Origin of the sequence: Vibrio sp. S9_S30, assembly GCF_014694455.1 — a bacterium.
Lineage (GTDB): Bacteria > Pseudomonadota > Gammaproteobacteria > Enterobacterales > Vibrionaceae > Vibrio.
The window spans coordinates 93088-116351 of record NZ_JAAUWT010000005.1 but is presented as its reverse complement, the minus strand read 5'-3'; the positions used below and the strand labels follow the sequence as shown (position 1 = coordinate 116351).

Genomic DNA, 23264 nt, shown 5'->3' with positions numbered 1-23264 from the left:
TCCCCTTTCGTTTTTGTGAATATGATGTGATTTTCAGAACATAATTTATAGGTTTTTTACAATATCTCTGACCAAACCAGGACCTTTGTAAATAAAACCTGAATACACTTGAACTAACTTAGCACCTGCCATCATTTTTTCTTTTGCGGCAACATATGAATCAATACCACCAACCCCAATGATGGGTAATTTGTCGCCTAGCTCTTCATAAAGTTTGCGAACGACTTCAGTGCTTCGTGATTGAAGTGGTCGACCACTTAACCCACCCGCTTCGTTAGCGTTTTTCATTCCTTCAACAATCGTGCGATCTAACGTTGTGTTAGTTGCGATTACGCCATCAATTTTGTTTTTGACCAATGAATCGCATATCTGAACGATTTCATCATCACTGAGATCAGGTGCAATCTTCAATGCGAGTGGAACGTATTTGCCGTGTTTAACTTCAAGTTCAGCTTGCTTGGATTTCAACTCAGACAATAATTCGTCAAGTGCTTCACCATACTGAAGCGAACGAAGCCCCGGCGTGTTTGGAGACGAAATGTTCACCGCAATATAACCCGCATATTGGTAAACTTTTTCCATACAGATCAGGTAGTCTTCACTTCCCTTTTCAATTGGAGTGTCTTTGTTCTTACCAATGTTAATTCCAATGATGCCATCATAAGTCGATTTTTTTACGTTTTCGACAAGGTGATCCACACCAAGGTTGTTAAAGCCCATGCGGTTAATGATGCCTTCAGCTTCGACCAAACGGAACAAACGAGGTTTGTCGTTACCCGGTTGAGGTTTGGGTGTAACAGTCCCTACTTCGACAAACCCAAAACCCATGGCACCAAACGCATCGATACACTCACCGTTTTTATCCAAACCAGCCGCTAAACCGACTGGATTTTTAAACGTAAGACCCATGCATTCGACTGGTCGATGTGGAAGTTGCTGACGATAGAAGAGATCGAGAGGTGTGCCGTTGAAACGTTTGAAGTTTTCTATTGCGAGATCGTGTGCCTTTTCGGCATCGAGTTGAAAAAAGCCAGTTCTGGCTAGACGGTAAAGCATTGTGCCTCCGAAAGAAAAAAGCCCCGTTAAACGGGGCTGTATTATTTACTCATTTGAAGCACAATTCAAATTTAATAAGGTTAATTCTCTCAGAGCGACCGAAAATTTAGCAAATTCATGGACTGAACCCACTTTAAACTCGTTAAGGATGTTTTCCCAACGAACCAAAGAAGAGCGATTATTGTCAATCCAGTCGTCTAATGCTTTGTCTACATTCATCTTACCTTCACTGCAATAACAGTGAAGAACCTGTGCCGTAAGCGCCCGCTGCTGCCAATCAAGATCTTCTCTGAATGACGCTCTAGCAAGGGCTTGCCAGTTATTTTCTACAGCTTGATGATTGATTTGTTTAAGGAACCAATGCAAAGACAAACGATCACCTAATGTGAAGTACATCTTAGCCGCTTCTTTCACCGTTTTACCTTCTTCACGAGCGACTGAAGATATATCCAGTGCAGAATACAGACTCGACAATCGAGCTACGTAATTCGCAACTGGCCGCTCAATGCCCTGTTCGATCCAAAGATCGGCGAGATCGTTATGCTCCTGAACTTCGTCTTTAACCAATAGGTTATCTAGATCTTTCATTACCGCTTGTACATCATCGTGATAAAGAGCAACAAGCTCATTGACGGTTGACTTATTTGAACGATTTCTCAACAGCCAACGACTTAGTCGACGCAGAATCCGTCGGATAAAGTACATAAGATCATATTGAGCACTCGTCGTAGCGGAGTTATCGAAACTTCGAATTTGCTTCATAATTCCACCAAGCTCAAAGATCTCGCGAGCAGCAGAGTAAGCATTTGCGATATCGACAACGGTCGCACCCGTTTCTTCTTGCATACGGGTGACGAAATTACAGCCCATCTCGTTAACCATTTGGTTTGCAAGGCATGTGGCAATAATTTCTGCTCGTAGAGGGTGCGTGTTCATTTGTGACATATAGTTACGGCGTAACTCTGATGGGAAATAATTGACCAATTGTTGAGCGTGAAATGCATCATTTGTGATTTCATCGTTCACCAACTGTTCTTTCAGCACCATTTTACCGTATGCAACCAGTACAGAAAGTTCTGGACGTGTCAACGCCTGCCCTTTCTTTTCACGTTCTAGTAATGTTTCGTCATCAGGAATGTATTCTAAAACACGATCCAAATACCCCGAACGCTCCATTGTATGAATAAAGCGAATTTGCTCTTTCACCAAAGAAGACCCTTGTTGCTCACTCACTGAAATAGATTCAGATTGCCAGTAGGCATCTTTTAGAACGATTTCACCCACTTCATCTTCCATCTTATCCAGAATAAGATTTCTTTGTTTAACCGTCAGATCACCATTTGCAACCAAGCTATTCAGGAAGATCTTAATGTTCACTTCGTTATCTGAACAATCAACGCCACCCACGTTATCAACAAAATCGGTATTGACTCGACCACCACGCAACGCGTATTCAATACGACCTAGCTGGGTCATACCCAAATTACCGCCTTCACCAACCACTTTGGCTCTCATGTCTTTGCCGTCGATGCGCAATGCATCATTAGCGCGGTCACCCACGTCAGTGTGTGTTTCGGTAGACGCTTTAACGTATGTCCCAATACCACCATTCCAGAACAAATCGACTTCCATATGCAAGATCGTTTTGATCAAATCATTGGGTGCCATAGAGCTTTTTCTGGTACCGAGCATCTTTTGGATCTCTGGCGTCAAGTCGATCGACTTCGCGCGACGAGAGAAAATCCCCCCTCCCTTAGAAATCAACTTCGCATCATAGTCTTCCCAACTTGACCCCGGCAATTTGAATAAGCGATCACGCTCTTTCCAGCTCTTGGCGGAATCTGGTGTTGGATCGATAAAAATGTGTAAGTGGTTGAACGCGGCTTGCAATCGAATGTGTTTAGAAAGCAGCATCCCGTTACCGAATACGTCACCGGCCATATCTCCGACAGCAATACAGGTAAAGTCTGTGGTTTGACAATTCACGCCCATTTCACGGAAATGGCGTTTCACCGACTCCCAACCACCTTTTGCAGTGATGCCCATTGCTTTGTGGTCATACCCATTAGAACCACCAGAAGCAAATGCATCCCCAAGCCAGAAGTTGTATTCATCAGCCACTGAGTTTGCAAGATCCGAGAATGTTGCTGTGCCCTTATCAGCCGCGACGACCAAGTACGCATCATCTTCGTCATGGCGTACCACGTTCTCTGGATGAGAGATATTACCGTCCACAATATTGTCGGAAACATCGAGCAACGCGCGAATGAATTGCTTATAGCAACGTTGACCTTCCGCTAAGATCTCATCACGAGTGGTCAAATTCGGTTGACGCTTACAAACAAAGCCACCTTTCGCCCCTACTGGCACAATAACGGTGTTCTTAACTTGCTGCGCTTTTACCAAGCCCAAAATTTCTGTACGGAAATCTTCTTGTCGATCGGACCAGCGAAGGCCCCCACGAGCAACTTTGCCCCCTCGCAAATGGACACCCTCAATATCAGGTGCGTAAACGAAAATTTCAAACGCTGGCACAGGTTGAGGAATCTCAGGGATGTCTGTTGGTTTGAGTTTCAACGCCAACCAAGGCTTTGGCTGACCGTCTTGTGCAAGCTGGTAGTAATTCGTGCGAAGTGTGGCAAGAATCATATCGGTGTATCGGCGAATAATACGATCATCATCGAGGCTTTCTACTGCCTCTAATTGCTCTTTGATCTTATTGACCAAATCTGTCTGACTCTTTTTTACACCTTTAAATTTAGGATCAAAACGTTTGCTAAATAGATCGACCAATCCTTTCGCAATGTCGGGATGATGCGATAACGTTTCTTCAATGTAATTTTGACTGAATGGGAAACCAACCTGACGCATATATCGAGCGTAACTTCGAAGTATCGTGACTTCACGTCCCGATAGACCCGCACCAAGCACTAACCGGTTAAACCCGTCGCTCTCTAACTTGCCCGACCATATATCAGCGAAAGCATGTTGGAAACGCTCTTGCGCTTCACGTAAGTCCACCGATACAGTCGCACCCAACAGCATCGAGAAATCAAGGATCCAATACGTTACGCCGTTGGACTTTCTCACTTCGTATGGTGCTTCACCAATGACACGCAAACCCAAATTTTCCAACATAGGGAGTACATCCGACAAATGAATCGGTTGCTCACGATGGTACAATTTTAGGTGTACGGCTTTCGAATCGTGGTGCTCCTCCTGAGGTCGGTAGAAAAGCATGCCCAGATCTTCCGCGTCTTTAAGCGCTTCTAATCGTTCAATGTCTGCAACAGCCGAACCCGGCATCATCGCCTCTTTGTAAGATCGAGGGAAAGCACGAAGGTATTCTTTCGATAACGGTAAACCCGTACTTTCACCAAGGTTAGCAATGATCGCTTCTTGTAGTCGGTCATCCCAAGAGGAAGATACTTCCATAAGGTTTTGCTCTATTTCTTTAACATCTACATCAATGTTGTTGTTTTTCACATGGACAATGTAATGAGTTCTCGCCAATGGGCTTTCCGAGAAGAAGGTGGTAAATTCCACTTCCTGATTGGAATTGAGATAATCGCCAAGTATTCGCTGAGTTTGACGACGTAATTGAGTGTTATAACGCTCTTTGGTTACATACACCATGCAACTGAAGAAACGACCAAATGGGTCTTTACGAACGAACAAACGAAGCAGATCTCGGTCTTGCATTTGAACAACACCAGAACCAACTTGAAGCAATTCTTTTTCCGTCGCTTGAAGCAACTCATCTCGAGGGAAGTTTTCTAGAATATTGTGCAATGCTTTGTAAGAGTATGCACCTTTCGTATAACCACTGGACTCAAGAATGCGATTTGCTTTATCACGAATCAGCGGAATACTGGATACACTCTGGTTATAAACTGTTGAGGTGTAAAGACCAGTGAAACGATGCTCTCCAATCACCTTACCATTCTTACCTATTTTCTTAATGCCAATGTAATCGGTATAAGCTGGGCGGTGAATGTGTGATGCGGTATTACCTTTAGTCACAATCAGTAAGTAAGGTTTTTTGGCTTCCAAGCGAGCAGAATCCGCTAGCTCGGATAGCTTGACACTTCGGACTCGGCTTGCTACCGAGAAAATACCTAAGCCTTTTTCGGCTGTCGGACGAAGCTCATGATCACCTTCAACTGCAACCAAGTCATATTCTTTATACCCCATGAAGGTAAAGTTGTGTTCCCCTAACCACTTAAGAAATGCAATGGTTTCATCAACACGTTCCTTTTCCAACGGGAGAGAGACACGCTGATCTTCAATTTCTTTGATCACCTGCTTTAACTTGGCAACCATTGGCTTCCAGTCAGAAACAACCAACCCTGTATCCGTTAAAATGGATACGATCTCGTTTTTCAAATTCGACATTTTGGCTTTATCCGCCAACATGTCGACTTCGATATGGAAAAGCGATAGGTCGTCGCCAGATTTTCCGCTTACGCTTGTGATTTTATTGTTCTTATCGCGGGCGATTCGGGAGGGGCCATGGAGCATTAGGTGGCTGGATAGATCCAGACGCATAAGCGCCATCTTTACCGAGTCCACGAGGAAGGGGCTATCAGGTACCACGATTTCAACGATCGTGTGGGTAGACTTCCATCCATGTCGGCTTACCGTAGGGTTAAATACTCTTACTGATATTTCATTGGGTTGTTTCTCGCTGATGTGATGCCATAAGCTGACAACAGCACCATAGAGATCCGACTCGTTTCTTTGTACAAGGTCTTCCTGACCAATGGTACTAAACAAATGCTGAGCAAGTTTTGTTACTAAAGGTTGGTGGGCAAGCTCGAGTTTGTCTTGAATCAGTTTGTACACTTTTTCAAGAAGAACCGGCACAACATTTTCTCGCGCGGCCATATTAACACTCCAATCTTAGAATTTTTGTAGGGTGCTGCTTAATGCAACTTGGTAATGCCTTAACCTGACTAGAAAAACAGGCTTATCTATATTGTAAAAGCAATATTGATAAAAGGTTAAATGAATTACGGGAGGATGGGGAAAAAAGTTTGAATCTGTGATTAAGGTACCTATTTAAACCTCTGAAAACTCACACGTTCACAGAACTTCCAACTTTAGAAATTTATTATTCTGGTCAGTTGTTAGCCTAAAACGCCCTTTTACACCAATTTGACTAAGAAAGGGTCTGAAACGAGATGCAGGTAATTGAATTTTTAAACCTTGGTCTGTGCAGACAATGACTGTGCTCGCCACTCCTGAATAGTGGCTGAGAAATTCTTGATAGGTAATATTGAGAGAAAAGTAGTATTGATTCATGGGTAACAAAAGTGGCAGTAAAAACTGCCACTTATCTTCATTCGCTAGTCAGCCTTTTTTAAGATTCTAACGCTTTTGTTACTTTTTCATAGAGATCTTTGACCAGATTGTCGAGATTGGACAGTTTTTCTAACTCTTGACGCATCATCGCCTGTCGACTTTCATCGTAATTTCGGTACTTAAGAAGAGGGTCAATCAAACGAGAAGCAACTTGCGGGTTACATTCATTCATTTGGACTAGGATCTCTCCGGCAAAGGCATAACCACGACCATCTATATTGTGGAAGTTTACTGGGTTTCCACCAAAGAAAGTGCCAATTAGGTTACGAGTTCGGTTAGGGTTTTTAAGATCAAATGCAGCATGAGACATCGTTTCACGAATGATATCGAGAGCATTGCTTGCTGGGTTAGTCCCCTGAAGCGCAAACCACTTATCCATAACCAAGCCATCATGGCTCCATTTATCACTAAAGCTTGCCATTAACTCTGAACGACACGGCAATTGTGCTAGGTTTGCAGCCGTCAGAGCCGCCATGGTATCGGTCATGTTGTTCGCTTCACGGTAAACGGACCTTACAATGTTATCCCCTTGGTCCGTTAACGCTAAATATGCCAAGCAAACATTTCTAAGCGAACGCTTGCCAATGGCATCATGCTCAACAACATACTCTGACTGTTTATTACTGTGGAACGTCGCACTGAATTCATCCACTAATTCAAGAGCAAATGTTTGGCGAATCGACTCTCTCACAAAACGAATTGCATCGACGTCTGCGGGTTTAAACCACCCTGCTATTTCAACTTCACTTGGCACTTTCAGCGCTTCTGCAATAAATGCAGGTTCCAAGTTAGCATCAAGCAATACCCCTCTGAACGCATCAATCACCCCTTTCGGAAGCTCGAAACTTTCTTTGTTTTGTTTACGCGCAATATTTAGCTTAATGTGTTTAGCAAGAAGCAGTTGTCCGGCATCCCATCGAGCAAAATCATTACGAGCGTTTACCATTAAAAACTTCAAATCTTCATCTGAATACTCATAGCTCAATTTAACAGGCGCCGAAAACTCACGAAGCATAGAAATGATTGGACGCTCAGTAACATTTTCGAAAACAAAAGTTTGTTCATCTTGGGTAAAATCAAGGACATTGCTGACTTTTTCAGAGTTACACCGTAACTCAATAACGCGACCATTCTGTGCATACAGCTCGACGTCAAATGGAATATGCAGCGCTTGCTTCTCTGATTGTTCAAGGGTTGGCGGCGTTTGCTGTTTCAATGTTAGCGAAAATGTACTCGCCTCTTGATCGAATTCGGTTGTCGCTTCAACCGTTGGTGTGCCTGATTGGCTATACCATAAACGGAAGTGTTTCAAGTCAACTCCAGAAGCGTCTTCCATCGCTGATACAAAGTCTTCACATGTTGCCGCTGTACCATCATGGCGTTCAAAATAAAGCTTCATACCTTGCTGGAATTTTTCTTCACCAAGAAGCGTATGCATCATTCGTATAACTTCACTCCCCTTTTCGTATACCGTTAGGGTATAGAAGTTATTCATTTCTATCACTTTATCTGGACGGATAGGATGAGACATTGGGCTGGCATCTTCCGCAAACTGTGGTCCGCGAATGACTCTTACGTTATTAATTCGGTTTACGGCACGAGAACCAAGATCCGAAGAGAATTCTTGATCACGGAATACCGTTAGACCTTCTTTTAGGCTTAATTGGAACCAATCTCGACAAGTGACTCGGTTGCCAGTCCAGTTGTGGAAATATTCATGTCCAATAACCGCTTCAATACCGAGATAATCGTCATCTGTCGCAGTTTCACTGTTTGCAAGTACGTATTTAGAATTAAATACATTAAGCCCTTTATTTTCCATCGCCCCCATGTTGAAGAAATCAACGGCTACGATCATATAAATATCGAGGTCATATTCTAGACCAAATCGCTCTTCATCCCATTTCATTGAATTAATCAATGACGTCATTGCAAACGGTGCACGATCAAGATTTCCTCTATCGACATAAATTTCTAAATCGACCTTTCGACCAGATGCCGTTACGTATTTATCACGCAGTACGTCAAAATCACCCGCGACGACAGCAAATAGGTAAGCAGGTTTCGGGTGTGGATCATTCCATTTCACCCAATGACGACCATTTTCAAGCTTACCCTCATCAACGCGGTTACCGTTGCTTAGTAGAAAGGTATTCTTAGATTCTTCTGCGATAACTGTCGTTGTAAAAATCGCCAATACATCAGGGCGATCCATGTAGTAAGTAATTCGACGAAATCCCTCTGCTTCACACTGGGTGCAAAAGCCATCTCCCGATTTGTATAACCCTTCCAACGCCGTGTTGGTCGAAGGGTTAACTTGTGTTTGAATGGTTAATTCGAAATCTTTAGTTAACCCTCTGATTTCTAGACCACCCTCCACTTCTTGGTAGTCAGTCCAATCTTCATCATCAACTTTTACAGCAAGTAGCGCTAACTCATCACCATCAAGAAACAGCGTTGTACTCTCCTTTAGTTTTTTCACTGTTGATACAGCCGTGATAATGCTCGCTGTATCGTGCAAATCGAAAGTCAGGTCTACGTGAGTGATAGTAAAGTCAGGAGACTGATAGTCTTTACGATATTTTGCTTGAGGGCTTTGAGCCATATTGAAATTTCCTTTTATATCTGCCAGTAGCGTTTGCCTAATATAGCCAATTGTTCACAAGCAAAAAATGGGATTTTCTGCTGAATATGTGAAATGAGCCAACTCGGAAAGGGTTCAGATTATTTGACTGAGAATATAGCGCACAATAGCTTGTACTTCGTCAAAATTATCATACGACAATGTGAATGAGGGGTATAACATAAATTAATGAGTCTCAAAAAATGAGACCGGAACAGTATACAATGCTATTCCGGTTCAGCTAGCCGATGGATGAAGCTACTCTACACGATTGAGTACCGCGTACATATCAGATGTCTGGCTATCAAGGGTGAGCTGGTTGTCGATCAAAGTGTAGTGTGAATCCTGTTCTCCATCACTGTACATAAGCACAAGATGATCCCCTTCTACAATATAGATGCCTTCATGAGTTGCTTCATTACCATTACCGGAAACCACCCGGAAATAGAACACAAAGTCGGCTTGAAGCACTAAATCCATCTGACTAACATCGCTGGCCAATATATCATCACCAGAAAGTGATTCACTTGTCCAACTCCCAATCAACGCAGTGGGTAATGCTTTTTGGAAAACAATACCATTCAAATTGAGCTGATTGTGGTTGTTGTTGTAGTGGTAAACTTGGGGCGTTTCGGAATCCTTTCCAAGTACCAAAGTTGACTCATCAGCTTCATAGCTGCCTTGCCAATAATCGACAGAATTATCTTTCTTCTGAATTTCAATGGTGAATACGTAGTCCGACTCTAATGTGAGCCTTATGGCTAGGAAGTCTTCAGATGAGCTTGCTGGATCCGGATTGAACAGATACCAATCCCCTAGTAGAAACGGATAATTAAATTGCGCTATTTCAGCTTTTTGCTTAACCTCGGCATGGGTCGAACCAAGCAAAAAACAGGTAAAAATTAATAGTAATAACCTCATCACTTCCACCTCGCTTTTCTTTAAGCTTAGAAGTGAATTGGCTATAGACCCAAAAATTCAGATCTACATCACATTAATTTTTGACATTAAAAAAGCGAGCACTAGGCTCGCTTTCATTTTAAGATTTTGATTTATCTACGATATCTACCGTTATTGCAACGGCCTCTTCTAAATAGGCATCAGGATCCTCATAATCCTTTGGAACCTCTTTTAAAGTTCTAAAAGCAGGTACACCCTGAATTTTCTGACGCTGTTTGATACGCTCCATTCGCTTATTTTCGAACCTATCTTGCTTGATGCTGCGTGCTGACCTATTTAAAGAAATAGAGTTATCGTCTTTATTTGCTTTATATTCAGCAATATCCTCATTGATAAATGAAAACTCTGTATCTTGAGCAATCCGATTTTTGTGAAGAGTAGTCAACTCTTTAATAAGTTTAGATTTATCATCTAACTCACTGTATTGCGCACGCTTGATTTGATCCCAAGGTAATGCGTTATCTTCAACACTTTCACCTGTCTCTTCAGGCTCAATGGCGGTTGGGAATTGAATATCCGGAATCACACCTTTATTTTGTGTACTGTCACCATTGATGCGATAGAACTTTTGAATAGTATATTGCACATACCCAAGTTCCTTTTCGAACAAATCGTATATATGATTCAAGCTTCTGTGTTGCTGAACCGTGCCCTTACCAAATGAGTTTTCACCTACAATGACAGCTCGACCATAATCTTGGAGTGCTGCGGCAAAAATCTCTGATGCAGATGCACTGTAGCGATTGACCAAAATAGTTACTGGACCTTCATAACTTACCTTGCCATCTGTGTCGCTATTCTGTTCGATACGACCATAACTGTCACGAATCTGAACAATTGGACCGCTTTTAATGAACAATCCTGAAAGTGCAGTCGCCTCAGTTAAGGCACCACCACCATTGTTGCGAAGATCGACAACAATTCCATCAACGTCCTCTTCTTTTAGCTCAGTGATAAGTTTGTCTGTATCCTTCGAAAGGCCAACATAGAAACTTGGGACTTCAAGTACACCAATTTTCTTTCCATTTTTCTCGTGTATCTCAGACTTAACCGCTCTATCTTCCAAGCGAATCTTCTCGCGCACAATTGTTACGGTGTAACTTTTGGCGCCTTTCTCTTCAGGAAGAATCTGTAATCGAACTTTTGTCCCCTTAGGACCTTTGATAAGCTGTACAACGTCATCTAATCGCCATCCGATCACGTCAACCATGGCGCTCTTATCTTGAGCAACGCCAATAATCCGATCGCCTTCAGATAATCGCTTACTTTTTGACGCAGGACCACCAGCAACCAAAGAGCGAATCACAGTATAGTCTTCCGTCATTTGAAGAACCGCGCCTATCCCTTCTAGAGACAAATTCATTTCAGACTGGAACTGTTCAGCATTTCTGGGGGATAGATAACTGGTGTGTGGATCCACTTCTCGTGCAAAAGCATTCATGTAAAGCTGGAAAACATCTTCACTTTTGGTCTGAGAAAGACGCCTCATTGCGTTGTTATAACGCTTTTCAAGTATATCTTTAATTTCAGACCATTCATTACCTGTTAGTTTTAAACTAAGAGCGTCGTACTTAACTCGTTTGCGCCAAAGCTCGTTAACTTCGCTTTGGTTTTTAGGCCATTCTGCATCAGAACGATCAACCACCATTGACTCTTCAATATCGAATTTTATTTCTTCGTCTAGTAGGGTCAGGGCGTAAGAAAACCGCTCAAAGCGTTTTTCATTTGCGAGGTTATAAAGTTTGAAGGCAATTTTGTTACTGCCAGACTTCAATTCATCATCGATCTGAACTGACCAGTCTGCAAATGAATTGATGTCGCTCTGGGTAAAAATATTCTTGTTGTAGTCCAACATTTCCAGATAACGATTAAATATCGCTTGGGAAAATTCATCATTGAGATTGAAAGTTCGATAATGTGAACGAGTTAATCGGGACGTCACTCGTTTGCTCGCTGTAATATGTTGGGGTTCAGGAGCTAGAAGTGGCAAATCGGCTTTGGAAAGTTTGGCTTCGAGGGCCTGAGCTGATGCTGCCAGCATCAAGCTGGCAGTGATCGCAGTCAATTTAGAACGGCATTTCATGCGTAGGAATTTCTCCTTTAAGCGCGTAAGTGCTCCGCTTTTACGACCATTTGCAGACCGTTATTAAGCTGCACCCGCACATCATCCTTGTTAATTTCTATAATTGTAGCAGCCATATTCCCTTTGCCCATGTTTACGTTCACTGCATTGCCAATGATCATGTCATCGTCATTCAATGGACGCGTAGGTGCTGCTGCTTTATTATTTTGAGTGTTTTGTGCTTTAGGTTTCGATTTACGAACTTGAGGCTTAGTGGTCTTCGTTTTTGTTTTACCTTCTTCTCGTGCTTTTTCTTTACGACGAGCCTGAACTCTGGCCTTGCTTTCTGCTAATGCAGTTTTGGCATGTTCAATATGCTCTTCTTCAAGCTCGCCCGCTTCATTTCCGTCCAAGTCCACACGAATGGCGCCAAGTTTTGCGCCATGTAGGTAGCGCCAAGAGGACGTATATTGTCTTAATGCAGCACGTAACTGAGTCTTGCTCACTTTTGGATCATCGCTCAGACGATCTGCTAAATCTTGAAAAATACCAATTTTTAATGGTTTAGCTTCACCTTCTAAGGTAAAGCACTTAGGGAAACATTCAGCAATGTATGCAATGACTTCTTTGCTGTTTTTTAACTTTTCAGTGTTTTCCATGAGGATTCCTGGTTGTTGCGGCCTTTTACCCGCAAAGCGTTCATATAAATATTTTCGCTATTATAGTGACATGCTTAGGAAAAACCACAACCAAGTTGTAAATTAATCGTTGTTCGCGTGGGAATTGAACAGCTTTTCCACTTCCTTCATCAAGAAGGTCAAACCATTCTCGTCATTTTGGTCAAATCGACCAATTTCAGGACTGTCGATATCGAGCACTCCTGCAATCTCTCCGTTTATACGAAACGGGATAACAATTTCTGAGTTACTCTCCGCATCACAAGCAATATGCCCCTCAAAATCATGGACATTTTCAATTCGCTGAACGATATCGGTTTCGACGGCCGTTCCACATACTCCACGTCCCACGGGAATCCTGACACAAGCGGGCTTACCTTGAAATGGCCCAAGAACCAATTCATTATCTTTCATCAAATAAAAGCCTACCCAATTGATTTTCGTCAACTCCATATTCAAAAGCGCACTTAGGTTAGACAAATTCGCAATTAAATCCGGCTCCCCTTCAATGATTGCTTGTGCTTGCTTCGTTAACGTCTGGTATGGCTTTTCAATCATTTTCTTCTTTTTCCTAGGGATGTACGTACAATGCCTCGTCAATAAGAAACTTAGCATTTGTAAAAAATTCGTTATGAGTGAAAACACTATTAGCCGTTCATGGCTATTAACACAAGCAAAAAAACACAAAAAGCGCTTGATGGTCGCTAACTTAATCGCGATAGGCGCAACTTTAATCAGTGTCCCTATTCCACTGATTATGCCGTTGATGGTGGACGAAGTTCTCATGAATCAACCCGCTGGTGGTCTTGATGCCATGAATCGATTATTACCATCAACATGGCAAACCCCTGTTGGCTATATTGGTCTAACACTTATGCTTGTTATTATCATGCGTTGCGTGTCACAAGCGCTCAATATCTTGCAAAGCCGACAGTTCACTTTGGTCTCTAAAACCCTTACCTGTAAAATGCGTGAGATCATGATCGACAAACTAGGTCGAATCAGTATCGCTCAATACGAAACACGAGGGAGCGGTGGCATAAACGCGCACCTTATTACCGACATTGAAACCATCGACCAATTCATTGGCTCGACTCTAAGTAAATTCATTATCAGCCTACTCACCGTAATTGGTACGGCAGGTATTTTGCTTTGGTTAGATTGGCGATTAGGGTTGTTTATTTTATTGGTCAACCCAATAGTTATTTACTTTTCTAGAAAGCTTGGCAGTAAAGTCAAACTACTAAAAAAGCGCGAAAACCAGTCTTTTGAAAAGTTTCAAAACAGGCTGATAGAAACATTAGACGGCATTTATCATTTACGAGCAGCCAACAAGGAAAGTGTTTTCCTAAATCAATTGAAAGACCAAGCCAATGACATTCGCTTAGATGCTGATAAATACGCATGGCAATCGGAAGCAGCAGGACGTATATCCTTTTTACTCTTCTTACTGGGCTTTGAGTTATTTAGGGCGGTTGCAATGCTGATGGTGCTATTCAGTGATTTAACCATCGGGCAGATCTTCGCGGTGTTTGGTTACTTATGGTTCATGCTTACTCCTGTACAAGAATTATTGGGCATCCAATTTTCTTGGTACAGCGCCAAAGCGGCACTCAAACGTATTAACTCGCTGCTTAATTTGGAAGAAGAGGCACGAACGGGGGGAAAAGCGGATCCGTTTACCGTAAATAAAAGTGTCGATGTAGGTATTCAGAATGTCACTTTTTCATACAACGACGAAAAAACCGTACTCAATAACCTCTCATTACACATCCCTAACGGTAAAAAAGTCGCCCTTGTTGGGGCTAGTGGTGGTGGGAAATCAACGCTTATCCAGCTTCTTATCGGCGTATACAGAGCAAAATCAGGGAAAATCACCTTTAATGGGCACACCACAGACGAAATTGGCTTCGAGCTGATTCGCAAACACATTGCTGTGGTATTACAGCAACCTATACTTTTTAACGACAGCTTAAGGCATAATCTCACCTTAGGAACGGAATATAGTGATTCACAGCTTTGGAAAGCGCTCGAAGTAGCACAACTGCAAGATGTCACCGAGCAGCTTACTGACGGGCTAGAAACACAAATAGGCAGGCAAGGTGTTCGATTGTCAGGTGGACAAAGACAACGCTTGGCCATTGCACGAATGGTTCTAAGCGATCCAAAATTTGTGATTTTGGACGAAGCAACATCGGCACTTGATACGGCAACGGAATCGGCTTTGCATACGGCACTGAATCAATTTCTAGCTGGTAGAACAACCTTAATCGTTGCGCATCGGCTTTCTGCCGTAAAACAAGCTGATCTCATCTATGTTTTAGAAGATGGTCAAGTCACACAAGCGGGGACACATATTGAATTGGTTCAACAAGATGGGCTTTATCAAACACTTTACGGTAGCGTTCAAACGAGCGCGTGACATTGTCACAAAAACCATCTTTAAAATATGATTTGTTGGTGTGTGAATGACGACTGAACATAGCCAAAAGGTCAACCAAGTACGTCTTTGTCAGCATTGCGAATTGCCCGTTGATAAGCTTACCATCCCAAAAGGTCAAAGTGCACACTGCCCTCGCTGCAATACACAGCTTTATCGGGGTGGCGAGCGTTCAATCAATGGTGATCTAGCTTTGGCTGTCGCCTGCCTCCTACTTTTTATTCCTTCGCATTTTTTCCCGTTCATCAGTATTCGCCTCTTTGGCGTAATGATTCCCGCCACATTAACCGATGGAACCTTTACCTTAATGCAGGAAGGCTTCATCGGTTTAGGGTTGCTGGTTCTATTTTGTGCATCCATTGCACCATTTATTGTCTGCACATCGGTTGTGGTTGCGCATGTTTCACTCAAGAAACGATGGCTAAAACCACTGCAGTATTCATTGCTCAATATACAACGCCTAAAACACTGGATGATGCTAGACGTATTTTTGATTAGCATCGGGATCTCCTGCTTTAAGTTACAAGACTACGCCGATATCTTTGTAGAATGGGGGTTATTAGGACTGATTCTCCTTCAGCTTTTTTCGCTGATGCTCATTTCAAGAGTGAGCGTTAGACGTTACTGGGAATCATGGGAACCCGAAACAAACTTCCACTACCCCAGAAAGGACATTCACTGTCACAGCTGTCACCTATCACAACCTGATTCCATTCGCTGTGACCGATGTGACAACCCATTACACCATAGGCGTCCATTCTCTATTCAAAAAACGTGGGCGTATTTGATTGCTGCCTCTATTGCTATAGTGCCCGCGAATGTCATCCCAATTTCGATAGTGCTGACAAACGGTAAGCGATTGGAGGATACGATTTTCTCGGGTGTGGCCTCATTAGTTAAAAGTGGCATGCCCGGCATCGCACTCATTATCTTTGTGGCATCGATCATTGTGCCTGCCATCAAGATTCTTGGGCTCGGTTATCTACTGCTGAGTATCCAATTCAAACAAAAAATGCATAAAAGACAGCGAATGAATATTTACTTCGCCGTCAAGTGGATAGGAAAATGGTCGGTAATGGATTTATTCGTTATTTCGATCATGATGACTTTGGTCGATAGAGGCCAAATTCTCGATTTTACACCTGGGTACGGAGCCGTTGCATTTGCTGTCGTCGTTATACTTACGATGCTCGCGGCAGAGAGCTTGGATCCTAGGCTAATTTGGGACAATGATGATGTCCCTGAACGGAAAGCGACTGTAAATGAGTAATTTAGACAACAATCAAAATGCCCATTCACCAAAAGTTAAACGAGATATTGGGATATCTCCTCTTTGGCTCTTGCCTATTATCACCATCGCTTTGGCTGGGTGGCTTGTCATAAAGGCCGTGAATGAAGCAGGGCAAAGAATTCAAATTTACTTTTCTGATGCACAAGGTCTAATTGCGGGTAGAACAACCATCCGCTATCAAGGCTTGGAAGTGGGTATGGTACGAGATATCAAGCTTTCACCTGAGCTAGACAATATCTTTGTTGAAGCAGATATATACCCAGAGGCCACCAAGCTGCTAAGTGGACAAACTCGCTTCTGGCTCGTCAAGCCTACTGCGAGCCTTTCTGGCATCTCAGGTTTAGACGCTCTTGTCTCTGGTAACTATATTGCGATTCACCCAGGATCGGGGGATATGGAAGATGACGATTTTGATCCGGTCTTTACTGCGCTTGAAAATAGCCCAACTGATCTTCTCGCTAATCAAGGGCTAAACATTGTTTTACATTCATCGGATTTAGGGGCAATTTCTGTCGGATCTCAGATCGTCTACAAGAAAATTCCGATTGGTGAGGTCTACGGCTATCAGCTAGACCCCGACGGCAACTCGGTGAGTATTCGCGCGTTCATCAAAGACGAATACTCTCACCTGGTCACCAGTGAAAGTCGATTTTGGAACGTCAGTGGGATTGGTGCCAATGTCGGATTTGGTGGCGTGGATATCAAAGTCGAAAGCTTAAGAGCCATGCTTGGTGGTGCCATTGCGGTCGATTCACCCGATGAGGGGCAGCCTGTAATCGAAGGGGCCGAATTCAAACTTTACCCTAATCTCAAAACCGCTGGACGCGGTATTCCAATTCAAATTGAATTGCCTTACGACAATAAAGTCAGCCCCCATGGTGCTCCAATCGTTTATCGCGGCATTGAGATAGGCCAAATTACCGACGTACAGCTTGCTTTGGATCGCACAAAAATTATTGCCTACGCCTCCATTCAACCTAGCTTTGCCGACACCTTAAAAACCGAGACACGCTTTTTGCTTCAAGAAGCAGAAGTCTCACTCTCGGGTGTCGAAAACATCGGTAACCTCGTTACGGGTAATTTTTTAACATTGGTTCCTGGTGGTGGTGAGAAATCCCGTGAATTTATTGCAATAAGAAAATCAGAACTGGCGCTTGAAAGCCCAGGGTCAATTGAGATCACCTTCGTTTCAGATGATTCATTTGGATTGGAGCTTGGTACTCACCTACTCTACCGAGGTATTCAAGTTGGCAGTGTGACCAAAATCAGCTTACTGGACGACCAAGTTAAGATGACGGCTCTCGTAGACGGTCAATACGCCCATTTGATTAAAAGTAGAAACCGATTCTTCGTCGATGGCAGCGCAAAGGCAGAATTGACCGATTCCGGTTTGACTGTTTCCGTTCCCCCTGCAAAACGTTTGCTAACCAGTTCCATTAGCTTTACCAGTCAGGGAGGCAAGAAGGTTAGGCCGCAATACACTTTATTTGCGAGCCAATCACTTGCTCAGATAGCGGAATTTAATCAAAGTGGATCGCAAAATATTACTTTGTTCAGCCAAACATTACCCGCTGTATCTAAAGGGGCACCAGTGCTCTATCGTAATCTTCAAGTGGGTAAAGTATCCGATTTCACACTCACTAATGGCGGCGTCTTACTCCAGCTTAAACTTGAAAACCAATACAAGCACTTGATGAACAAAAGCACGGTTTTTTGGAATCGCTCGGGCATTGAGGTCAACGCCGATCTGAATGGTATTAATATCACTGCCGCCCCAGTTAAAACGTTGATTCAAGGTGGTATCGCATTTGATTCTTTGCCGGGAGTAGAAAACAAACTTAACCAACACTGGAAACTGTACAGCAACTACGACGAGGCAAGGAAATTCGGTCGCCTCATCACACTCACCAGCGCGAGTGCTAATGGTGTAGCAAAAGGAACAAAGCTGAAATACCAAGGTGTTCCAGTAGGTGAAGTCACGCTCGTTACGCCGGATTTCAATAATAAAAACGTTGAGATAAAAGCTCGAATCCTACCTGAATTTGTTAAAAACATAGCGCTAAACGGAACGCATTTTTGGTTGGTACAACCTGAACTGGGTTTGAAAGGCATCCATAACATTGAAGCCCTACTCAATAAACACATCGATGTTGAACCCTCCGGAAACAAAAGCGCATTTGCCTTTACATTACACACGCAAAGTAGTCAGTTGCAAGGTAAGACGTTTCAATTGCAAAGTGAGCGCCGAAACTCCATCGCAGTTGGGACACCTCTTTTGTATCGCGATATGGAGGTAGGCAGAGTAACCGATGTCGCGTTAGGGAACCTTGCGGACAGAATTATTACAACCATCCAGATTGACCGCCCATTCGAGCACTTAGTGAGAAAAAACACCGTATTCTGGAATGTATCAGGCGTGGATGTTTCTATTGGGATTACAGGAGCCAAGATAAAAGCAGGCACCGTAGACAGCTTAGTCAGAGGCGGTATCGCTTTCGCGACGCCAGAAAGCCGCCCCCTAGCAGAATTAGCAAAAGAGAAATCCGCCTTTTTCTTAAACGAAGTGGTGCAACCAGAATGGCTAGAATGGCGCACGCCAATTCCGAAATAAAATCACATTATGCCACTTAGCATCGCCAAAAATGCAGCTTCAGTTTAAGCTGCATTTTTTTTATTTTACGATAGAATTGGCAGCAAATTTTTCTTCAGAGACACTATTTTGCACTCTAATATCAAACTCCCTGACGCATTTATCAATCAAATCCAAGAAATCATGCCTTCTCACTTGGACATGGACGAATTCATAGCAGCTTGTATGCGTCCTTTGCGTCGGAGTATTCGTGTAAATACTCTGAAAATTTCTGTCGAAGACTTTTTAAACAGAGCGATGTCCAAAGGATGGAAACTGACACCCGTTCCTTGGTGTGATACGGGGTTCTGGATAGAGCGGGAAGCATCCGACACTGTCCCACTTGGAAATACCTCGGAGCATATGGCTGGGCTGTTTTATATTCAAGAAGCAAGCTCGATGATGCCCGTCAGCGCTTTGCTGATAGACAACAACGTAGATAACCTAAATACGGTACTCGATGTTGCAGCAGCACCCGGTTCAAAAACCACTCAAATCGCAGCAGCACTGAATAATAAAGGCGCACTTGTCGCGAATGAATTTTCCGCTAGCCGAATTAAAGGTCTTTACTCAAACATTCAACGCTGCGGTGTTCGAAATGTTGCGCTGACCAATTTTGATGGCAGAGTCTTTGGTGGCTGGTTACCAGAAAAATTTGATGCCATCTTGCTGGATGCGCCATGCTCCGGCGAGGGCACGATACGTAAAGATCCAGACGCAATGAATAACTGGAGTAAGGAATCCGTTATGGATATTGCGCATACCCAAAAAGACTTAATTGAAAGTGCATTTCATGCCCTCAAGCCAGGTGGCGTATTGGTTTATTCTACCTGCACTCTCAATTTAGAAGAAAACCAGCAGGTCTGTCATCACCTTAAAAACAAATTTGGTGAAGCCGTTGATTTCGAACCACTGGGCCACTTATTTGAGAATGCGGAAGCCGCTCTTACTGAAGAAGGTTTTTTACACATCTACCCTCAAATCTTTGACAGTGAAGGCTTCTTTGTTGCCAAACTGCGTAAGCTTCACTCAGTAACGGCACCAGAAGTAAAGAAACGTCTTGGTAAGTTTCCTTTTGAAAAAGCTTCTAAAAAAGCGGCAATCGATATCGAAAAGCACCTAGAAGAATGCCTGAGCATATCGTTGCCAGAGCAAACCCAACTCTGGATAAGAGACAAAGAAGTTTGGTTATTCCCTGTAGCGCTCGAATCTATGATTGGTGAAATCCGCTTTGACCGCATGGGAATTAAGCTAGCAGAAGCGCATAAAAAGGGATACCGCTGGCAACATGAAGCCGTCATGGCACTTTCAACGGGTCAGGAAACACAAAGTATTTCACTAAGCATCGAAGATGCTCGTCAGTGGTATATGGGAAGAGACGTAAGACCTAAAAGCATATCGGGGAAAGGCGAAGTCATCGTCAAACTTGATAACGATGTCATTGGAATAGGGAAATGGGTAGGCAACCGAATTAAAAATGGTCTTCCAAGAGAACTAGTTAGAGATGGAAACCTGTTCTAGCCACTATATATGGTGGTATTTGAGCCTGTGTGTACTATGATTAAGTGAAGCAATTAGCGCAGGCTCTTTCTACAAGAGCCATTCCCCTAGCCCAGAACAGGAATCGTTCTGGGCTCTTTTTTGGTGTTTAGTCAGTGGTCAAACCTCACCCAAACGTTTAATGTCTAACAAATCATGACGTTACTATGGAATAATCCATCCCCCCCCGCCGCAGGAACGCCTAGAGCGGGGTTATTTAGTTAAGTCTAATGCCTTCTTTATCGATTGTAATTTTTCCGAGTTTATACAAACCACCGATTGTTTTCTTAAACGTACCCTTACTGGTTCGAAAAATCGCAAAGATGGCTTCAGGGGTAGATTTATCATTAAGAGGCAAAAAGCCACCTTTTTTTTCCAGCGTCTCAAGAACTTTGCTGCTCAAATCATCCATCTTGGCCGTGCCAACCTTCTGAAGTGAGAGATCGACTTTTCCATCTTCTCTGACGGATTTAATGTAACCTTTCAAACGCTTGCCAATAAACAACTTACCAAACACATCGGAGCTAAATATCATCCCCCAATGTTCACCATTAACGATGGCTTTGAAGCCTAATTCACTTCGCTCAGCGATAATGAGATCAACTTGCTGATTCTTCGTGTAATTTGCTGGCGTATTATCAAGCCACTTATTAAACTTCGTTGTTCCTACAATACGACCCGATGCTTTATCTGTGTAAACAAAAACCAGTACTTCCTGACCGACACGAAACCTTGCTCGCTGCTCACTAAAAGGAATCAGTAAATCTTTTTTGTCAATTCCCCAACTTGCAAATGCGCCAGTGCTGTTTACACCTTCAATTTTCATCAATCCCCATTCACCAACTTGTGCAATGGGTGTTTCCGTTGTCGCACACAATTGATTATCGGAATCAAAATACAGAAACACGTCTACTTTGCTGCCTAAGTCTGTCCCCTGTGGGACAAGTTTGTTAGGTAAAAGTACGCTTCCGTAATCGGACGCATCAAGAAAGAGTCCAAAATCTGTTTTACGAACAACTTCTAATGTGTTGGTTTGACCAATTTTAATCATATTAAGGTGTTACTCATCTTAAATTTGACAGAGATTATACGTTAACTCTGCTATGATTGCTGTTGTAAATCACGCTTCATTTTCAATATGATGCAAGCCTTACTATTGCTTATTGATATCTGACTTTTATATTTTATATCCACCCCTTTGATAACACTTTCGCGACATAACTATAAAAATGAAAGGATCTATTCGTGATTACTGTTGAGAAACAAGATGCGCTCACTCTTAAAGTAACACATGTCATGCCTACTTCTAAGAAGCTGGATTTAGATGTGTACCTTTTTACTCCTGGAGAATTGGGGTTGAACTCGGATGTGGTGTCAGAAAATGACTTTTATTACGGTGCGCTCAGTGAAAAACGAGCATATTACAGTGACCAAACCCACTTACCTTTGGTACACAGCCGATTAGCGAAACGTGGGCAGCTATCAAACAACCAGTATCGTGTCAGCTTAAGTTTGTATGCTTACCAATATGTGATTGCACTCGATAAAGCCATCGATGAATTAAATCACCAAAGCCGTGACAGTATCACAGAAAGCGAGGTGGATGAGGTCATCAGCCTCGCCCTAGATATCCTAAAGCGTCTGCGTCGTTCCATACCTTATGACGAAACACAAAAACGTTATTACGCAAATATCGATAACTACTTATCGTGGTTCACCGAGCAACACTTTCTTTCACTGATTGCGCACATGCCAAGAGGCAAAGAGTATGCCGCGATTAAAGAACGCCTGATCACGCTATGCGAAAAGGAAATCGCGCACCGAGAGCTCAACCGATACAACTCCAAAAAGGCTCGTACCGACATCACCCGTATGTCGAATAAAATGCGACTACTCCGGCGACTGATTGAATACCCCATCGTGCTTAAGAAGAAAAACCGCTCGATGGGTAAAAACGTCATGAGAGCAGTAAAAGGCATTGCAACTGGCATAGTGATGATTTTCGTCACGACCATCGCCATAATGATGCGTGATCAGCTAGGTGAAATCACCGCTTCGTTTATCATTATTATGTCGTTCATCTATGCATTACGAGAAATCTTCAAAGATGATCTTAGAGATATCCTTTGGCATTGGATACGTAAAGGCAAGCCCAAATGGCGCGGTCGCTATTACGATCCCAGCACCAACAAAATGGTGGGTCAGAAAATTGAATGGATGGATTACACAAGCTACTCAAAGCTGCCTGACCGAATACAGAAAATTCGAAAGCATCGCGTTGCCCAACGAGAAGAAAAAGTACTGCATTACCGAAGCCAAACAGAAATGGCAACCACGTTGTTCATGAGTGGCTATGAACAAACACGAGAGACGTTAAACATCAGTTTAAGCCAAATCGCAAGACTGATGGACAAAGGCTCCAGCAAGATTTACCAACTTAACGATGGTCAGGTGAGCAAAGAATCCGTCGAGAAGCGTCACCTACTGAATCTCATTGTTCGTGAAAACAACCATGATGGTGAATCAAATTATTATCGCTGGAAAATAGTTTTAAATCGCTCAAAAATTGTGGATATAGAACAGATCTCCATTTAAACAGCTACGGATACAAATACTGCAACCT

General features: G+C 43.0%; 14 protein-coding genes. 5 read left to right on the top strand and 9 right to left on the bottom strand.

Features of this window, described 5'->3' with window-relative positions; translation table 11 throughout:
• Positions 1 to 45: 45 nt before the first annotated feature.
• From pyrD to HC752_RS07660, 8 genes are all read right to left on the bottom strand, one after another.
• A complete protein-coding gene (pyrD, locus tag HC752_RS07695) occupies positions 46 to 1056 on the bottom strand; it encodes a quinone-dependent dihydroorotate dehydrogenase (protein WP_190334556.1) in 1011 nt (336 codons plus the stop codon).
• Positions 1057 to 1101: 45 nt separating this feature from the next.
• Positions 1102 to 5943 carry an NAD-glutamate dehydrogenase gene (locus HC752_RS07690; protein ID WP_190334555.1) on the bottom strand — a complete coding sequence of 1614 codons (4842 nt, stop codon included), beginning with the start codon at positions 5941 to 5943 and terminating at the stop codon, positions 1102 to 1104.
• Positions 5944 to 6141: 198 nt separating this feature from the next.
• The gene (locus HC752_RS07685) at positions 6142 to 6360 is read right to left on the bottom strand and encodes a DUF2835 domain-containing protein (protein WP_190334554.1); all 219 of its coding nucleotides are present in this window, start codon (positions 6358 to 6360) and stop codon (positions 6142 to 6144) included.
• A 58-nt stretch (positions 6361 to 6418) separates the two neighbouring features.
• Positions 6419 to 9025, bottom strand: a complete 2607-nt coding sequence (gene pepN, locus HC752_RS07680; RefSeq protein ID WP_190334553.1) for an aminopeptidase N — start codon at positions 9023 to 9025, stop codon at positions 6419 to 6421.
• 276 nt (positions 9026 to 9301) lie between these two features.
• On the bottom strand, positions 9302 to 9964 hold the full coding sequence (locus HC752_RS07675) for a hypothetical protein (RefSeq protein WP_190334552.1): 663 nt from the start codon (positions 9962 to 9964) through the stop codon (positions 9302 to 9304).
• 118 nt (positions 9965 to 10082) lie between these two features.
• Positions 10083 to 12086, bottom strand: coding sequence for a carboxy terminal-processing peptidase (prc, locus tag HC752_RS07670; RefSeq protein WP_190334551.1), 2004 nt, complete (start codon positions 12084 to 12086; stop codon positions 10083 to 10085).
• A 17-nt stretch (positions 12087 to 12103) separates the two neighbouring features.
• Positions 12104 to 12724, bottom strand: a complete 621-nt coding sequence (gene proQ, locus HC752_RS07665; RefSeq protein ID WP_190334550.1) for an RNA chaperone ProQ — start codon at positions 12722 to 12724, stop codon at positions 12104 to 12106.
• Positions 12725 to 12826: 102 nt separating this feature from the next.
• Positions 12827 to 13300 carry a GAF domain-containing protein gene (locus tag HC752_RS07660; protein WP_190334549.1) on the bottom strand — a complete coding sequence of 158 codons (474 nt, stop codon included), beginning with the start codon at positions 13298 to 13300 and terminating at the stop codon, positions 12827 to 12829.
• A gap of 73 nt (positions 13301 to 13373) precedes the next feature.
• Here HC752_RS07660 and HC752_RS07655 point away from each other — a divergent pair, with 73 nt between their 5' ends.
• From HC752_RS07655 to rsmF, 4 genes are all read left to right on the top strand, one after another.
• The gene (locus tag HC752_RS07655) at positions 13374 to 15164 is read left to right on the top strand and encodes an ABC transporter ATP-binding protein (RefSeq protein ID WP_190334548.1); all 1791 of its coding nucleotides are present in this window, start codon (positions 13374 to 13376) and stop codon (positions 15162 to 15164) included.
• Between the two features lie 46 nt (positions 15165 to 15210).
• Positions 15211 to 16452: a paraquat-inducible protein A gene (locus HC752_RS07650; RefSeq protein ID WP_190334547.1), complete on the top strand. Its 1242-nt coding sequence runs from the start codon at positions 15211 to 15213 to the stop codon at positions 16450 to 16452.
• Positions 16445 to 19084, top strand: coding sequence for an MlaD family protein (locus tag HC752_RS07645; RefSeq protein ID WP_190334546.1), 2640 nt, complete (start codon positions 16445 to 16447; stop codon positions 19082 to 19084). Before HC752_RS07650 ends, HC752_RS07645 begins: the two co-directional genes overlap by 8 nt.
• A 108-nt stretch (positions 19085 to 19192) precedes the next feature.
• Positions 19193 to 20623, top strand: a complete 1431-nt coding sequence (gene rsmF, locus HC752_RS07640; protein ID WP_190334545.1) for a 16S rRNA (cytosine(1407)-C(5))-methyltransferase RsmF — start codon at positions 19193 to 19195, stop codon at positions 20621 to 20623.
• Positions 20624 to 20858: 235 nt separating this feature from the next.
• Here the strand turns inward: rsmF and HC752_RS07635 are convergent, their stop codons facing one another.
• Positions 20859 to 21692, bottom strand: a complete 834-nt coding sequence (locus tag HC752_RS07635; protein WP_190334544.1) for a CvfB family protein — start codon at positions 21690 to 21692, stop codon at positions 20859 to 20861.
• A gap of 194 nt (positions 21693 to 21886) precedes the next feature.
• On the opposite strand from HC752_RS07635, the gene HC752_RS07630 reads away from it, so the two are divergent.
• The gene (locus HC752_RS07630) at positions 21887 to 23236 is read left to right on the top strand and encodes a hypothetical protein (protein ID WP_190334543.1); all 1350 of its coding nucleotides are present in this window, start codon (positions 21887 to 21889) and stop codon (positions 23234 to 23236) included.
• Positions 23237 to 23264 lie beyond the last annotated feature (28 nt).

Bases quoted from the DNA above. Each gene is read 5' to 3' on its own strand.
- pyrD (WP_190334556.1), bottom strand. From the start codon at position 1,056: ATGCTTTACCGTCTAGCCAGAACTGGCTTTTTTCAACTCGATGCCGAA.
- HC752_RS07690 (WP_190334555.1), bottom strand. From the start codon at position 5,943: ATGGCCGCGCGAGAAAATGTTGTGCCGGTTCTTCTTGAAAAAGTGTAC.
- HC752_RS07685 (WP_190334554.1), bottom strand. From the start codon at position 6,360: ATGAATCAATACTACTTTTCTCTCAATATTACCTATCAAGAATTTCTC.
- pepN (WP_190334553.1), bottom strand. From the start codon at position 9,025: ATGGCTCAAAGCCCTCAAGCAAAATATCGTAAAGACTATCAGTCTCCT.
- HC752_RS07675 (WP_190334552.1), bottom strand. From the start codon at position 9,964: ATGAGGTTATTACTATTAATTTTTACCTGTTTTTTGCTTGGTTCGACC.
- prc (WP_190334551.1), bottom strand. From the start codon at position 12,086: ATGAAATGCCGTTCTAAATTGACTGCGATCACTGCCAGCTTGATGCTG.
- proQ (WP_190334550.1), bottom strand. From the start codon at position 12,724: ATGGAAAACACTGAAAAGTTAAAAAACAGCAAAGAAGTCATTGCATAC.
- HC752_RS07660 (WP_190334549.1), bottom strand. From the start codon at position 13,300: ATGATTGAAAAGCCATACCAGACGTTAACGAAGCAAGCACAAGCAATC.
- HC752_RS07655 (WP_190334548.1), top strand. From the start codon at position 13,374: ATGAGTGAAAACACTATTAGCCGTTCATGGCTATTAACACAAGCAAAA.
- HC752_RS07650 (WP_190334547.1), top strand. From the start codon at position 15,211: ATGACGACTGAACATAGCCAAAAGGTCAACCAAGTACGTCTTTGTCAG.
- HC752_RS07645 (WP_190334546.1), top strand. From the start codon at position 16,445: ATGAGTAATTTAGACAACAATCAAAATGCCCATTCACCAAAAGTTAAA.
- HC752_RS07635 (WP_190334544.1), bottom strand. From the start codon at position 21,692: ATGATTAAAATTGGTCAAACCAACACATTAGAAGTTGTTCGTAAAACA.